General features: G+C 68.6%; 17 protein-coding genes. 9 read left to right on the plus strand and 8 right to left on the minus strand.

Going from position 1 to position 13993, the window contains the following annotated elements:
- The first annotated feature begins 136 nt into the window (after positions 1-136).
- Both ORI27_RS29295 and ORI27_RS29300 read left to right on the plus strand, forming a co-directional pair.
- Positions 137-925 carry an alpha/beta fold hydrolase gene (locus ORI27_RS29295; protein ID WP_266000654.1) on the plus strand — a complete coding sequence of 263 codons (789 nt, stop codon included), beginning with the start codon at positions 137-139 and terminating at the stop codon, positions 923-925.
- A gap of 2 nt (positions 926-927) precedes the next feature.
- Entirely contained in the window at positions 928-1224 is a 297-nt protein-coding gene (locus ORI27_RS29300) for an MGMT family protein (RefSeq protein ID WP_266000655.1), read from the plus strand.
- Here the strand turns inward: ORI27_RS29300 and ORI27_RS29305 are convergent.
- The 3 genes from ORI27_RS29305 to ORI27_RS29315 form a co-directional block, all read right to left on the minus strand.
- Entirely contained in the window at positions 1221-2075 is an 855-nt protein-coding gene (locus tag ORI27_RS29305) for a TIGR02569 family protein (protein WP_266000656.1), read from the minus strand. The genes ORI27_RS29300 and ORI27_RS29305 overlap by 4 nt on opposite strands.
- Before the next feature lie 36 nt (positions 2076-2111).
- A complete protein-coding gene (moeZ, locus tag ORI27_RS29310; RefSeq protein WP_266000696.1) occupies positions 2112-3293 on the minus strand; it encodes an adenylyltransferase/sulfurtransferase MoeZ in 1182 nt (393 codons plus the stop codon).
- Positions 3294-3493: 200 nt separating this feature from the next.
- A complete protein-coding gene (locus ORI27_RS29315; protein ID WP_266000657.1) occupies positions 3494-4537 on the minus strand; it encodes a DUF3152 domain-containing protein in 1044 nt (347 codons plus the stop codon).
- 163 nt (positions 4538-4700) lie between these two features.
- On the opposite strand from ORI27_RS29315, the gene ORI27_RS29320 reads away from it, so the two are divergent.
- Positions 4701-5375 carry a TetR/AcrR family transcriptional regulator gene (locus tag ORI27_RS29320; protein WP_266000658.1) on the plus strand — a complete coding sequence of 225 codons (675 nt, stop codon included), beginning with the start codon at positions 4701-4703 and terminating at the stop codon, positions 5373-5375.
- A 15-nt stretch (positions 5376-5390) separates the two neighbouring features.
- On the opposite strand, the gene ORI27_RS29325 is transcribed toward ORI27_RS29320, so the two are convergent.
- Positions 5391-5639, minus strand: coding sequence for a DUF3107 domain-containing protein (locus ORI27_RS29325; protein ID WP_266000659.1), 249 nt, complete (start codon positions 5637-5639; stop codon positions 5391-5393).
- Positions 5640-5824: 185 nt separating this feature from the next.
- On the opposite strand from ORI27_RS29325, the gene ORI27_RS29330 reads away from it, so the two are divergent.
- Complete coding sequence (locus ORI27_RS29330) at positions 5825-6397, plus strand: MmpS family transport accessory protein (RefSeq protein WP_266000660.1); 573 nt, start codon at positions 5825-5827, stop codon at positions 6395-6397.
- Here ORI27_RS29330 and ORI27_RS29335 read toward each other — a convergent pair whose 3' ends face one another.
- Complete coding sequence (locus ORI27_RS29335) at positions 6398-7081, minus strand: ferritin-like fold-containing protein (protein WP_266000661.1); 684 nt, start codon at positions 7079-7081, stop codon at positions 6398-6400. It lies immediately after the preceding gene.
- Between the two features lie 250 nt (positions 7082-7331).
- Between ORI27_RS29335 and ORI27_RS29340 the strand changes: the two genes are divergently transcribed.
- Both ORI27_RS29340 and ORI27_RS29345 read left to right on the plus strand, forming a co-directional pair.
- Positions 7332-8846 (plus strand): DEAD/DEAH box helicase, encoded by a 1515-nt coding sequence (locus tag ORI27_RS29340; protein ID WP_266000663.1) that lies wholly within the window; start codon positions 7332-7334, stop codon positions 8844-8846.
- Positions 8847-8866: 20 nt separating this feature from the next.
- Positions 8867-10090, plus strand: coding sequence for an Rv3212 family protein (locus ORI27_RS29345; RefSeq protein ID WP_266000664.1), 1224 nt, complete (start codon positions 8867-8869; stop codon positions 10088-10090).
- Here the strand turns inward: ORI27_RS29345 and ORI27_RS29350 are convergent.
- The gene (locus ORI27_RS29350; RefSeq protein ID WP_266000665.1) at positions 10087-10890 is read right to left on the minus strand and encodes a ParA family protein; all 804 of its coding nucleotides are present in this window, start codon (positions 10888-10890) and stop codon (positions 10087-10089) included. The two genes, ORI27_RS29345 and ORI27_RS29350, sit on opposite strands and share 4 nt — an antisense overlap.
- A 70-nt stretch (positions 10891-10960) precedes the next feature.
- Here ORI27_RS29350 and ORI27_RS29355 point away from each other — a divergent pair, with 70 nt between their 5' ends.
- The 3 genes from ORI27_RS29355 to ORI27_RS29365 are packed head-to-tail and all read left to right on the plus strand — an operon-like array spanning position 10961 to position 13142.
- Positions 10961-11572 carry an acid phosphatase gene (locus tag ORI27_RS29355; protein ID WP_266000666.1) on the plus strand — a complete coding sequence of 204 codons (612 nt, stop codon included), beginning with the start codon at positions 10961-10963 and terminating at the stop codon, positions 11570-11572.
- On the plus strand, positions 11569-12666 hold the full coding sequence (locus ORI27_RS29360) for an isochorismate synthase (RefSeq protein ID WP_266000667.1): 1098 nt from the start codon (positions 11569-11571) through the stop codon (positions 12664-12666). Before ORI27_RS29355 ends, ORI27_RS29360 begins: the two co-directional genes overlap by 4 nt.
- Positions 12663-13142: a GNAT family N-acetyltransferase gene (locus ORI27_RS29365; RefSeq protein WP_266000668.1), complete on the plus strand. Its 480-nt coding sequence runs from the start codon at positions 12663-12665 to the stop codon at positions 13140-13142. Before ORI27_RS29360 ends, ORI27_RS29365 begins: the two co-directional genes overlap by 4 nt.
- A gap of 55 nt (positions 13143-13197) precedes the next feature.
- Here ORI27_RS29365 and ORI27_RS29370 read toward each other — a convergent pair whose 3' ends face one another.
- A complete protein-coding gene (locus tag ORI27_RS29370; RefSeq protein WP_266000670.1) occupies positions 13198-13428 on the minus strand; it encodes a hypothetical protein in 231 nt (76 codons plus the stop codon).
- Between the two features lie 152 nt (positions 13429-13580).
- The gene (locus ORI27_RS29375; RefSeq protein ID WP_266000671.1) at positions 13581-13979 is read right to left on the minus strand and encodes a hypothetical protein; all 399 of its coding nucleotides are present in this window, start codon (positions 13977-13979) and stop codon (positions 13581-13583) included.
- Positions 13980-13993: the final 14 nt, after the last annotated feature.

Genomic DNA, 13993 nt, shown 5'->3' on the forward strand with positions numbered 1-13993 from the left:
AACAAGGCGGGCCAGGAGTCACAGGAGTCGCCAAGCGCTCCAACATCCCAGCCCGCTATACCCAAGCCTACGACGAGCCCACAAGTAGCTTGACTTCAGTTAGGAACTCAAGTTGGTGAAGTGGCACCATGAACCCGTGACCCACCCGCTGCACGTTCACCGATTCGGCGCGGATGGACCCGTCCGGGTTCTCGCGATCCACGGCCTGACCGGCCATGGCCGCCGCTGGCGCACGCTGGTCAACCAGCACCTACCCGAAATCGCGGTGGCCGCACCGGATCTGATCGGGCACGGCCGCTCCTCGTGGTCGGCGCCGTGGACGATCGACGCCAACATCGCGGCGTTGGCGACGCTGGTGGAGGACGCCGCCGACGGCCCGGTGTTGGTGGTGGGGCATTCCTTCGGTGGCGCGATCGCCCTCCATTTGGCCGCGGCGTGCCCGGATCTGGTGTCCGGGCTGGTGCTGCTCGACCCCGCGATCGGCCTGGACGGGCAGTGGATGCGCGAGATCGCCGAGGACATGTTGGAATCGCCCGACTACACCGACCGGGACGAAGCCCGGACCGAGAAGTTCACCGGCTCGTGGGCCGATGTCGATCCGGCCGAGCTCGACGCCGATCTCGACGAGCATCTTCTCGTCCTGCCCAACGGCCGCTACGGCTGGCGGATCTGCGTGCCGGCGATGATGTCCTACTGGAGTGAGCTGGCCCGCGACATCGTGCTGCCGCACAAAGGAACTCCGACGACGCTGATCCGGGCACAGTGGACGGATCCGCCCTATGTCGGCGCGGAACTGATCGACGGCCTGTCCGCTCGACTCGGCGCGGACTTCACCCTGGTCGAATTCGCCTGCCAGCACATGGTTGCGCACGCGAAACCGGAGGAGACCGCCAAGGTCATCCGGGATGTGCTCGGAGCGCAATAGCGATGGCCCCGGTCACCGACGAACAGGTCGAGTTGGTGCGCCGCCTGGTCGCGTCGATACCGGCGGGCCGGGTTGCCACCTACGGTGACATCGCTTCGGCGGCAGAACTTTCCAGCCCGCGCATCGTCGGCTGGATCATGCGCACGGACTCCTCGGACCTGCCGTGGCATCGGGTGATCACCGCGTCGGGCCGGCCGGCCGCGCACCTGGTGAGCCGCCAGCTCGAGCTGCTGCGGGCCGAAGGCGTGCTGGCCGACGACGGCAGGGTGAATCTGGCCGAAACCCGCCACGCGTTCTAGAGAACCAGCCGGATCAACGCGGCGGTGCGCGCCAAACCGGGGAACGCCGCCGCCGTCGACCGCGGATGCAGGGCATGTACGGCAAGCCGGAACATCAACGCACGCAACAACATCTGCGGCCACTCGGGCAGAGCGTCCCACCGCTCGATCAAGCCGTCGTCGGCCTCTCCCCAAGCCAGTGCGTCGACGACGACGACCCCCGCCGCCCACGACGCCGGCCGCCAGTACGGGGTGATGTCGGTGATCCCCGGCGCCGCCGTGCCGGCGAACAGGACGGTGCCGTACAGGTCACCGTGGACCAGCTGGTTGGGACTCTTGGTCGGTCTGCGCAGCCCGGCCAGTTGGTTGATCAGATCCATCGACCGCTCGCCGTCGGCCGAGCCCGGCGCCACCAGCGCCCCGGGCGGCAGCGAATGCAGCGGCCGTTCCTCCCAGGCCGCGCGATCCGCGGCGATGAACACGTCGACATCGCTCCAGGGCGCCACCGGCGCCTGGGTCAGGAACCTCGGCCGTTCCAGCTTGGCAGTGGCCTCGTGCAGCCGCACCCCGGCCGAGACGACCTCGTCGTGGCGCGGCTCGGGCGTACCGGCGACGAATGTGTCTGCCCGCCAACCCGACACCACATAGCGACCGTCGGTGGACCGCACCGGCCGGGCCAGCCGCACCCCGTCGACGAACAACGTCTCGCGGGCCTTTGCCGACCAGGCCGCCCTGGCATGGTCGGCGATTACCGAGAGCACCACCTCGCCGCAGCGGAAACCGCCCTCCCAGCCCGCACCGAGGGGTTCGGGATCCTGGCCTTTGAGACCGAAGGCCGCCAAGACATGCTCAGGCGGGCGGTCGTCGGTCACCCAGACAGCCTAAATTGTCGCGACGCAAAGTAGCCGTCAGTACATGACCATGTCGGGATCGATTTGTTTTGCCCAGGCGACGATGCCGCCCTGCAGGTGCAGGGCATCGGAGAAGCCGGCCTTCTTCACCACGGCCAGCGCCTCGGCAGACCGCACCCCGGTCTTGCAGTACAGCACCGGGACGCGGTCGTGCGGCAACTTGGCCAGGCCCTCACCGGACTCGATGACCGACTTCGGGACGAGTTCGGCACCGGTGATGTGGTTGATCTCCCACTCCACCGGCTCGCGGACGTCGATCAGGGCCACCTTCTTGCCGGAATCGAGCAGGTCACGCAGCTCCAGCGGGGTGACGGTCGAGTGCTGGGCGGCGTCGGCGGCGGCGTCGGTCACCACGCCGCAGAACGATTCGTAGTCGATGAGCTCGGTGATCTTGGGCGTCTCGGGATCCTTACGAATCCGGATCGTGCGATAGGTCATGTCCAGGGCGTCGTAGACCATCAACCGACCCAACAGGGTCTCCCCGATTCCGGTGATCAGCTTGATGGCCTCGGTGCCCATGATCGAGGCGATCGAGGCGCACAGGATGCCCAGCACCCCGCCCTCGGCGCAGGACGGGACCAGGCCGGGTGGCGGCGGCTCCGGGTAGAGGTCGCGATAGTTGAGGCTGCGCTCATTGCCATCCTCATCGGCTGGCGCGTCCTCCCAGAACACCGAGGCCTGCCCCTCGAAGCGGTAGATCGACCCCCACACGTAGGGCTTGTGGGCCAGCGCCGCCGCGTCGTTGACCAGGTAGCGGGTGGCGAAGTTGTCGGTGCCGTCGAGGATGAGGTCGTACTGCTCGAACAGCGCCACCGCGTTGTCGGGTTCCAGCCGGTGCTCGTACAGGTGCACGGTCACCAGCGGGTTCACCTCACGGATGGAGTCACGGGCGCTTTCGGCCTTGGACCGGCCGATGTCGGACTGGCCGTGGATGATCTGGCGCTGCAGGTTGGACTCGTCGACCAGGTCGAATTCGACGATGCCGATGGTGCCGACGCCGGCGGCGGCCAGGTACAACAGGGTGGGCGAGCCCAGGCCACCGGCGCCGATCACCAGCACCTTGGCGTTCTTCAAGCGTTTCTGCCCGTCCACGCCGAGGTCCGGGATGATCAGGTGGCGGCTGTAGCGCGCGACCTCTTCACGGGTGAGCTCGGCGGCGGGTTCGACCAGCGGCGGCAACGGGGACACCGGACACTCCTCGGTATCGGCTCGGATCTACTAGCCCGACGGACATTCACCATCCATCTCAGCAGCTGGCCACATCAACGGCAAACAGCCCCGAAACCTTCCCGGAGCCGCCGCGAGCGTGCGCGTCGGCACCGCGACACGCCGCAGAGGCCGGCACCGCGCGCACGCTCACGCCAGAAGTCAGGCAGAAATCAGGCGATCGGATACGGCCAGGGGTTGAACCGGCAGGACTTGCCGTCGGGCTTGACGTACTCGGGGTCGAACCGGGAAGCGTCGTCGTCGGCGGTGGAGAAGGTCTGCTGCATCATCACCGGCGCCAGGCCGCCGTTGTCGGCACAGGGCTCATGGTGCTGATAGCCGATCGCGTGGCCGACCTCGTGGTTGATCAGATACTGCCGATAGGAGCCGATGTCGCCCTGGAAGGGCACCGCGCCGCGCACCCAGCGGGCCTCGTTGATCAACACCCGCGGCTGCGCGTCGGGCCCGTAGGCCGGGTTGTAGCAGGAGGACTCCAGCGGGATTTCGTAGCCGCACCCCTCGCGCACCGTCATCGGCGAGGTCAGCGACACCCGGAAATCCGGCTTCACATCGGGTGAGCTGTCGTCGATGCGCTCGAAGGCGAATTGCGGATTGTGGATCCAGCTCTTCGGGTTGCCCAGCGTCTCGGTCACCATCCGGGCGAAACCTTCGTCACCGCCGAACGACCCGGTGTCGATACCGTCTTCCACCTCGACGGTGTAGGTGAACGTCTTCGCGGTGCCCTCACCGACCTTGGGCGTGGTGCCGGGCACGATGTGCCACGTCTTGGCGCCCGCCTCGGTGATCGCCCCGCCCTCGGGCAGGATCCCGGTCGGCAGGTTGGCGTCGAACTCGGTCAGGCCGCGCGGCGGGGCACCGATGATGGCGGTGCCGCTCGACCCGATCGTCGGCGGACCCTCCACCCCGCTGTGGGCGACGTTCTCAGCGGCCGGGGCGGCGGTTCCGGTGACGGTCTGATACAGCACCACTCCGGTAAGCACCACCAGCACCGGCAGCGCGTACGCGCGCCAGCCGTAGGTCGAGATGAACCTGCCCAGCCAGGTCTGCTTGCGCCATTGGCGGCGCTGATCCCGGTTGGACCTGGCCCGGCCCGACTCCCCCGCCAACGGGTCCCGCAGGGCGCGCAGCGGCTCACGCCACTCGTTGCGCAGCACGGGCACCCGACCGTCGCCGCGGTGCCCCGGGTCGTAGGTCACCGACCCAGGATGGCACAACAGCCGAACACCGCACTTCCGGCGCGCCAGTACCCTCGCCCGAGCGCGCTACGGGCGAGTAACCGCGCCCGGGTAGTAATGTCAGTTCGACGGGGCCGGGAGAGCGGGGGCAATGCCGCCCGGCCACACACGGATTGAGGACTCGATGAGCGAACTCGCCGACACGGCCGAGCGGAAATCCGCTCGAACGGCCACTGGCGAACGTACTGCCACCGTTCCCCGGCGTGGCAGCCGTCTACCGCGCGACGAGCGGCGGGGCCAACTGCTGGTCGCCGCCAGTGAAGTCTTCGTCGACCGCGGCTATCACGCCGCCGGCATGGATGAGATCGCCGACCGCGCCGGCGTGAGCAAGCCCGTTCTCTATCAACATTTCTCGAGCAAACTCGAGTTGTATCTGGCCGTCTTGAACCGGCACGTCGAGAATCTGGTGTCCGGTGTGCGGCAAGCCCTGCGCACCACCACCGACAACCGTCAGCGGCTGCGCGCGGCCGTGCAGGCCTTCTTCGATTTCATCGAGCACGACAGCCAGGGTTACCGGCTGATCTTCGAGAACGACTACATCACCGAGCCGCAGGTCGCCTCCCAGGTGAAGGTCGCCACCGAATCGTGCACCGACGCGGTGTTCGACCTGATCAGCCGAGATTCCGGGCTCGATCCGCACCGCGCCCGGATGATCGCGGTCGGGCTGGTCGCCATCAGCGTCGACTGCGCGCGCTACTGGCTGGACGCCGACCGCCCGATCTCCAAGGAGGCCGCGGTCGACGGGACGGTGCAGTTCGCCTGGGGCGGCCTGTCACACGTCCCGCTCACGCGCTCCTGACGATCCGACGGCGCGCTACGCGCCGGCCGGGCCCGCGGCGATCCCGAATCCGACCCTGCGCACGTCGGCGACGCCGATCTCGACGTAGGTGATCTTGGTGGTCTGCACCAGGAAGCGGCGTCCCTTGTCGTCGGTCAGGCTCAGCACGTCCGAACCACCCTTCGAGAACGCCGAGGTCACCAGTTCTTCGACCTCGGCGGGTGTCTGCGAGCTGGTGAACACCAGCTCACGCGGGCTATCCGTGACACCGATCTTGACCTCCACGCTGGCCCCTTCTCTCTCGTCTGCGTCGCGTACGCGACTACCCCAGAAGGCTAATGGACGCGATTGAGCGTGGTTACCCGCAGCCGTTCGCAGTTAGCGAATTGGGCGTCAAGCTGGGATAACAGCATGGCAACGGGCAGGCGCGGCGCGCCGCGGTCAGGGTTGGGGGTCCTTAACCTTGCGTCGTGAGCGAGAAGAAGCGCCGACAGCGGCTGGTCCAGTGGCCGCGGGTCGCGCTGACCACCGCCGGCGTACTGGTCGCCGCCTCGGCGACGACGTTCGTCGTACGCACCGGCGACGCCGCCACCACCACCGCGGATTTCGGCACCACCCCGACCCGCACGGTGGTGGCCATCCCCGGTCCCCGGACGTCGACCCCGGCGCCCGCGCCCGTCACCGTCACCGTCACCGTCCCGGGCCTGCCGTTGGAGACACCCGTTCTGGTTCCGCCGCCGGCCGCGGCGGCCACCCCGATGGCCCAGACGATGGTCGATCCCCGCGAAATCGTCTACACCGTCGCGGGTAACCAACGCCCCGACGACCCGGTGTCCATCACCTACGCCGACGACACGGGAGCGCTGCGCACGGTCGAGAACGTCGCGCTGCCCTGGCGGCTGACCGTCATTCCCACCGTGCCGGTCAACTACGTCACGGCCAGCAGTGGCGGCAGTCAGCTGAACTGCTGGATCACCGACGCGCACGGGGCCACCGTGGCCGCCCAGACGGACAACACGATCTCGGCGACCTGCAACCGCTAGTCAGGCCAGACCGAGCTGGCGCATCCGGTCGTCATGCGTGCGCTGCAGCCGGTCGAAGAAATCGGCCACCTGCCCGAGCCCGCCCGGGCCGGCCAGCACCAGGTCGACCAGTTCGTCATGATCGGCCAGCACGTACTGGGCCTGCGTGATCGCCTCACCGAGCAGCCGGCGCGACCATAGCGCCAGCCGGCTGCGCTGCCGCCCGCTGGTGGTCACCGCCGCACGAACCTCGGCGACCACGAACTGCGAATGGCCCGTCTCGGAGAGGACCCCGCGCACCACGGCGGCCACCTCATCGGGCAGCACGTCGGCTATCTCGAGGTAGAAGTCGGCCGCCAGCGCATCGCCGACATAGGTCTTGACCAGAGCCTCCAGCCAGGTGCTCGGGGTGGTCAGCCGGTGATAGTTCTCCAGCGCGGAGGCGTAGCGCGACATCGCCGGGACGACGTCGACGCCGCGGGCCTGCAATGCGTCGTGCAGCAGGTCGTAATGGGCCATCTCGGCGGCGGCCATGCTGGCCATATTGATCCGGCCCCGCAGGTCCGGCGCCATCCGGGCCTCGTCGGTGAGCCGGTAGAACGCCGCCACTTCGCCGTAGGCCAACAGCGCGAACAACTCGTTGACGCCGGGATGGTCGGCGGAGATCCGCGCCGATGACGCCGCGGCAGGCTGAGGGGCGGTCATGGCCGTCACTGTAGTCCCGGCGCGGGCCGCGATCAGGCCCAGTAACCGCGACCAGCTATGATGGGACCTGATCAACGCCGTGAGGCGTGGTCAAGGAAATGTGCGTGCACGCAGTGGGCCCGCCTCCCTCAGTGCGGGGCCCGGCGAATCGGCATCGAAATTCTTGACGCCGACTCCATTCCGAAGTCCGAACTCGTGCGCGCGTGGAACCGCAGACGAGGAACGACATCGGAAGGCACAACGCGACCACATGACACCACTGACAACTCACCCCCAAATCACATTCGCGCAACTCGGGGTTCGTGACGAGATCGTCCGCGCCCTCGGCGAGCAGGGCATCGAGCATGCCTTCGCCATCCAGGAGCTGACGCTGCCGCTGGCGCTGGCCGGCGACGACCTGATCGGCCAGGCCCGCACCGGTATGGGCAAGACCTTCGCCTTCGGCGTGCCGCTGTTGCATCGGATCACCACCGACACCGAGCGCCCGCTGTCCGGCATCCCGCGCGCCCTCGTCGTGGTGCCGACCCGTGAGCTGTGCCTGCAGGTGCACGGCGACCTGGTCACGGCTGCCAAGTACCTGCAGGCCGACGAGTCCCGCAAGCTGACCGTCACCGCGATCTACGGCGGGCGCCCCTACGAGCCGCAGATCGAGGCCCTGCAGAAGGGTGTCGACGTCGTCGTCGGCACCCCGGGCCGGCTCCTGGACCTGGCCCAGCAAGGCCACCTGCAGCTCGGCGGCCTGTCGGTGCTGGTGCTCGACGAAGCCGACGAGATGCTCGACCTGGGCTTCCTGCCCGATATCGAGCGCATTCTCAAGCTGCTCCCCGACAAGCGGCAGGCGATGTTGTTCTCGGCGACCATGCCGGATCCGATCATCACGCTGGCCCGTACGTTCATGAACCAGCCCACCCACATCCGGGCCGAGGGCGTGCAAGGCGCGGCCACCCACGACACCACCGAGCAGTTCGTCTACCGCGCCCATGCCCTGGACAAGGTGGAGATGGTCAGCCGCATCCTGCAGGCCGAAGGTCGCGGCGCGACGATGGTCTTCACCCGCACCAAGCGCACCGCCCAGAAGGTCGCCGACGAACTCGCCGAGCGCGGTTTCAAGGTCGGCGCCGTGCACGGCGACCTGGGCCAGATCGCCCGCGAGAAGGCACTCAAGGCGTTCCGCAACAGCGATATCGACGTGCTGGTGGCGACGGATGTCGCGGCACGCGGCATTGATATCGACGACATCACCCACGTCATCAACTATCAGATCCCCGAGGACGAGCAGGCCTACGTGCACCGCATCGGGCGCACCGGCCGCGCCGGCAAGACGGGCATCGCCGTCACCCTGGTCGACTGGGATGAGCTGGACCGCTGGTCGATGATCGACAAGGCGCTCAAGCTGGAGTGCGCCGACCCGGCCGAAACCTACTCCAACTCCCCGCACCTCTACGAGGAGCTGAACATCCCGGCCGAGGCCGGCGGCACGATCGGCAACGCGCGCAAGTCGGGGCAGTCCGCCAAGCGCCAGGACGGCACCCGGATCAGTTCGACGGACTCCGACCGGGAGCGGCCCGCCCGCAACCGGTCCCGCCGCCGCACCCGCGGTGGCCAGAAAGCCACCGGGCATGTCGAGGCGACCGCGGACGCGGCGACCCCCGCCTCCGGCGACAACGCCAAGCCGGCCGACGGCGGCGACGACAGCCCGGCGCGCAAGCGACGGCGCCGGCGCCGGCCGCGCAACGCCGCTGAGGCCCCGGCAACAGCGGGCTGACGACCGCTATCGTCGCCTAGATGGTCAGACCCGAGCGCCGCACCAAGGGCGATCTCGTCGCCGCGGCGACGATCGCACTCGTCGTGGCCGCGATCGCCGCCGCCTTCTGGTGGAACAGCTCGGCGCGGGCCACGATCAGCCGGCCCGCGACCTCGCCGGCGCCCAATCCGGTTCCGGCTCGGGTGGTTCCCGAGACGCTGCGCCAGCTGTGGACCGCGGTCAGCCCACGCACCCTGAGCCCGGTCGTGGTCGCCGGCACCGTGGTGACCGGCGACGGGCACACCGTGGAGGGCCACGACCCCCAGACCGGCCAGGTCCGGTGGACCTTCGCCCGGGACACCGACCTGTGCGGCGTGTCCTACGTCTATGACCTCGCGGTCGCGGTGTATCCCGACATCCGCGGCTGCGGGCAGGTCAGCAGCATCAACGGCGGTACCGGGCGCCGTGGCCCGACCCGCACCGCCTACGCCGACAAGCACGTGGTGCTCAGCTCGAACGGAAGCGCCATCCTCTCGGCCGGGCCCACCCGGCTGGAACTGTGGCGTTCGGATCTGGTGCGCATGTTGTCCTACGGCGAGATCGACGCCCGGGTCAAACCGGTCAATCAGGGCATCGGCACCGGCTGCACGCTGATGTCGGCGGCCGCCAGCGACGAGGCGGTGTCGGTCCTGGAAGCCTGCCGAGACCAGAACGACCTACGCCTGACGCTGCTGCGGCCGGCGAAAGAAGAAGACGAACCCGATACCAAGAACGTGCCGCTGCCCGGTGTCGCCACCGATTCGGAGGCGCGGGTGCTGGCCGTTTCGGGCACCACGACCGCGGTGTACCTGCCCGCACCGCACCCCGAGATCGCCGTCTACGACGACACCGGCACCAAGGTATCCAGCAAGCTGTTGAAAAAACCTCCGGTACTGGCCAACCCGGCACAGGCGGTCACCCGCGCCGGCGATCTGATCACCTGGTGGACCGGCGACAGCGTGGAGGTCTTCGACAGCCGGCTGTCCTATCGCTACACCATCGAAGCGGCCGGCCCGGTCGGGCCGCTGGGCCCGGGCACGATGATGGCCGGCCGGCTGCTCATCCCGCTGACCACCGGCATCGGCGTGTACGACCCGGCCGACGGGACCAACGAGCGAGTGATCGCGGTCAGCCACCCGGCCGGCTCGGGGCCGGTGGTCCCCGCCGTCACCGATTCGATGGTGATCGAGCAGCGCGGGGCGGCGCTGACCGCCTTCGGCCGCTAGATCTCGGGAGTGAAGGTCGGCAGCGCCTTGCCGGACTTCCAGTGCTTCAGCAACGCCGCGGCCAGCTCGCGGTAAGCGGTGCTGCCCTTGCTCTTTCGGCCGGCCAATACCGACGACCCCGACGCGCTGGCTTCGGCGAAGCGCACGGTGCGTGGGATCGGCGGAGCCAGCACCGGCAGGTCGTAGCGGTCGGCGACGTCGAGCAGCACGTCGCGGCTGTGCGTGGTGCGCGAGTCGTAGAGCGTGGGCAGCGCGCCCAGCAGCTTGAGGTTCGGATTGGTGATCTGCTGCACATCGTCCACCGTGCGCAGGAACTGGCCGACCCCGCGGTGGGCCAGCGTCTCACACTGCAGCGGCACGATCACCTCGTCGGCAGCCGTGAGCCCGTTGAGGGTGAGTACGCCCAGTGACGGTGGGCAGTCGATGAGCACCACGTCAAAGTCGTCACCGAGCTTGTCCAGCGCGCGCTTCAACGCATACTCGCGCCCGGCCCGCATCAACAGCATGGCCTCCGCGCCGGCCAGGTCGATGTTGGCCGGCAACAGCGTCATGCCCTCGGCGGTGTCCACCAGCGCGGCACCGGGCTCGACGTCACCGAGCAGCACCTCATGCACCGACACCGGCAACTTGTCCGGATCGGTGCCCAGCGAGAAGGTCAAGCACCCCTGTGGGTCGAGGTCGACGAGCAAGACACGCTTGCCCGCATCGACGAAAGCCGCCCCCAAAGATGCGACCGTGGTTGTCTTGGCCACCCCACCCTTCTGGTTGGCCACCGCCAATACTCGGGTCACGGGGACCATCCTTGCAGGTTCGCCGCAGTTGCGTCCCGGCTGTTACGGTGCGGCTGGTCATCGGGCAGAATCAATGGACGTGAGCGTCGGCACGCATCGGTTGGTCCTGCTTCGTCACGGCGAAACCGAGTGGTCCAAAAGCGGCCAGCACACCAGTACCACCGACCTCGATCTCACCGAGCGCGGACGGGAACAAGCCACGCTCGCAGCCCTGACGCTCGAACACCTCGGACTGGACCACCCGCTGGTGATCAGCAGCCCGCGCAAGCGCGCCCTGGCCACCGCCGAGCTGGCCGGGCTCACCGTCGACGAGGTCTCCCCCCTGCTGACCGAGTGGAACTACGGCGACTACGAAGGTCTGACCACCCACCAGATCCGCACCGAGACACCCGGCTGGCTGCTGTGGACCTACGGCTGCCCCGGCGGCGAGAGCGTCGATCAGGTGAGCATGCGCGCCGACCAGGCGGTGTCCTACGCGCTGGAGCACATGGTCGAGCGCGACGTGGTGTTCGTCGGCCACGGCCATTTTTCCCGCTCGGTGGTCACCCGCTGGGTTGAACAACCCCTGCGCGAAGGCGCTCGGTACGGGTTCGCGGCGGCCTCGGTCGCGGTGTGCGGGTTCGAGTACGGACTGCGGCAGCTTTCGGCGCTGGGGATGACCAGCCACCGCGAACCGGTCACCGGGACGTGATGGCGCAACCGTCCTTTGTGCTGAGCGGGCCTGCCGGGACGGTCGTCGGCGACGGGATCCAGACCGGGTACGACGACGTCGATGCGGCGGCGGCCGCACTGGCCGCGGGGACCGCCGACGTGGTGGTCGGCGCGCTGCCGTTCGACGTCCGGAGCAAGGCCGCGCTACTGACTCCGAGGTCGGTGACCTTCTCCGACGCACTTCCGGCGTGGCCGACCACGGCGCTGCCCGCGGTCCGGATCGCGGCGACCCTCCCCTCGCCCGATGCTCACCGAGCCCGCATCCACACCGTTCTCGAGCGCCTCACCGATCCCGAAAGCTCTTTGCAGAAGGTGGTTTTGGCGCGCGCACTGAGACTGGTCGCCGACGGCCCGCTGGATGGACGAGAGATCCTGCGGCGGCTGGTGACCCAAGACGCCGAGGCCACCGCCTACCTGGCCGATCTGTCCCCGGCCGGAGGCCGCTACCTCGGCACCGCGTTGGTGGGCGCCAGCCCGGAGTTGCTCGTCGCCCGCTCCGGAGACCGGGTGAGCTGCCAGCCGTTCGCGGGGTCGGCACCGCGATCGGCCGATCCGCAGACCGACGCCGCCAACGGCGCCGCACTGGCCGATTCGGGCAAGAACCGCCACGAACACCAGCTGGTCGTCGACACCATGCGCGCCCTGCTGGAACCGATGTGCACCGACCTCGACGTGGCGGCCCGGCCACAACTGAGCCGCACCGCCGCTCTGTGGCATCTGTCCACACCCATCCGCGGCCGGCTGCGCGACACATCCACCACCGCAATCGATTTGGCTCTGGCCTTACACCCCACTCCGGCGGTCGGCGGCGTGCCGACGCAGGATGCGGCCGACCTGATCGCACACGTGGAAGGCGACCGAGGTTTCTACGCCGGCGCGGTGGGCTGGTGCGACGCTCACGGCGACGGCCGCTGGGTGGTCGCCATCCGCGGCGCCCAACTGTCCGCCGACCGCCTGGGCGCACTCGCGCAAGCGGGTGGCGGTATCGTCGCCGAGTCCGATCCCGACGACGAAGTCAGCGAAACCACAACGAAATTCAAAACCATCCTGTCGGCATTGGGGGTGCAGCAATGATCGTGATCCGTCAGGCCCGTCCGGGTGACGAGGCCGAGATCGTCGCGATGATCCGTGAGCTCGCTGAATTCGAGCACGCGTCCGATCAGTGCACGGTCACAGAAAGCCAGATCACCACAGCGCTTTTCGCGCAGAACCCGATCGGATTCTGCCATCTCGCCGAGGTCGACGGTGAGGCCGCCGCCGTCGCCCTGTGGTTCCGCAACTTCTCCACCTGGGACGGAGTGACCGGCATCTATCTGGAGGACCTGTTCGTGCGGGAGAGGTTCCGCCGTCGCGGGCTGGCCCGCACCCTGCTCGCGACCCTGGCCAGGGAATGCGTCGACCACGGCTACACCCGCCTGACGTGGGCGGTGTTGGACTGGAACGTCAACGCGATCGCGCTCTACGACGCGGTCGGCGGCAAGCCGATGTCGGAGTGGATCACCTACCGGCTGACCGGCCCGAAGCTCGACGCGCTGGCCGCCGAGGCCTGACGGCTGCGGCTCGGACCGGAGCTGTCCGGCGGGCCGAATCCGGCCTGGGCCACCCTTATTCGGTCAGTTGGTCGGTGGTGTCGGCAATGACATCCGGAGCGCAGCCCAGCGTGGCGTTGTCCGCGGTCGACTGCTCAGCACATTCCGTCATCGCGCGCGGGGCGGCATTACCGACGCCCAATTGTCCCAGTGCCGATTGGATTCCGATCGCGAGAAGGGCCGTGGTGAGCCCTGCCCCGACCAAGGTTGCCGCCCGCTTTGTCCTGGAAACTCGTTCGGTCCTCATGGCTGTTCCCTTTCGCTTCGGTGGGGCCGGAGATCGTTCGGCGGCCCTGGTGCCAGCTACCTTGCCCGCACGGGTGATCTGCGTCACTCCACCGATCGGACCATGCGCATGCGGAATCGCCGGTCCACCGAATGGGGGACAGAGGCGCCGACTTAGCGGGAATCCCGGTCGGTTCGGGCCAGCCAGCGCACCGCCGGCGGACTGAACAGCATGGCCAGTACCGCCACGGCGACCGCGCCGATCACCACCGCATAAATCGGTTGGTGGGAGCGCACGATGTACCACGCCACCGGCAGTAGCAGCAGGTTGGCGAACACCGCAATGCCTCTGCCCCACCGCCGCCCGGTGACCAGCGCCCAGCCGGCGGCCAGCACCGCAGCACCGATCACGGCGAACCAACCGGCGGTGCCGAACCCGTTCACGATGTGCTGGTCGGCGCCGGCAATGCCGCGGACCACCAGTACGACGGCCACCACGATTGCCACCGCACCTTCGCCTGCGGCCACGAAACCGGCATAACGGACGACGGGAGGGTGATCAGGCTCGGTCACCTTTGTACGGTAGC

Origin of the sequence: Mycobacterium pinniadriaticum (assembly GCF_026242045.1) — a bacterium.
In the GTDB taxonomy this organism is placed as follows: Bacteria; Actinomycetota; Actinomycetes; order Mycobacteriales; family Mycobacteriaceae; genus Mycobacterium; species Mycobacterium pinniadriaticum.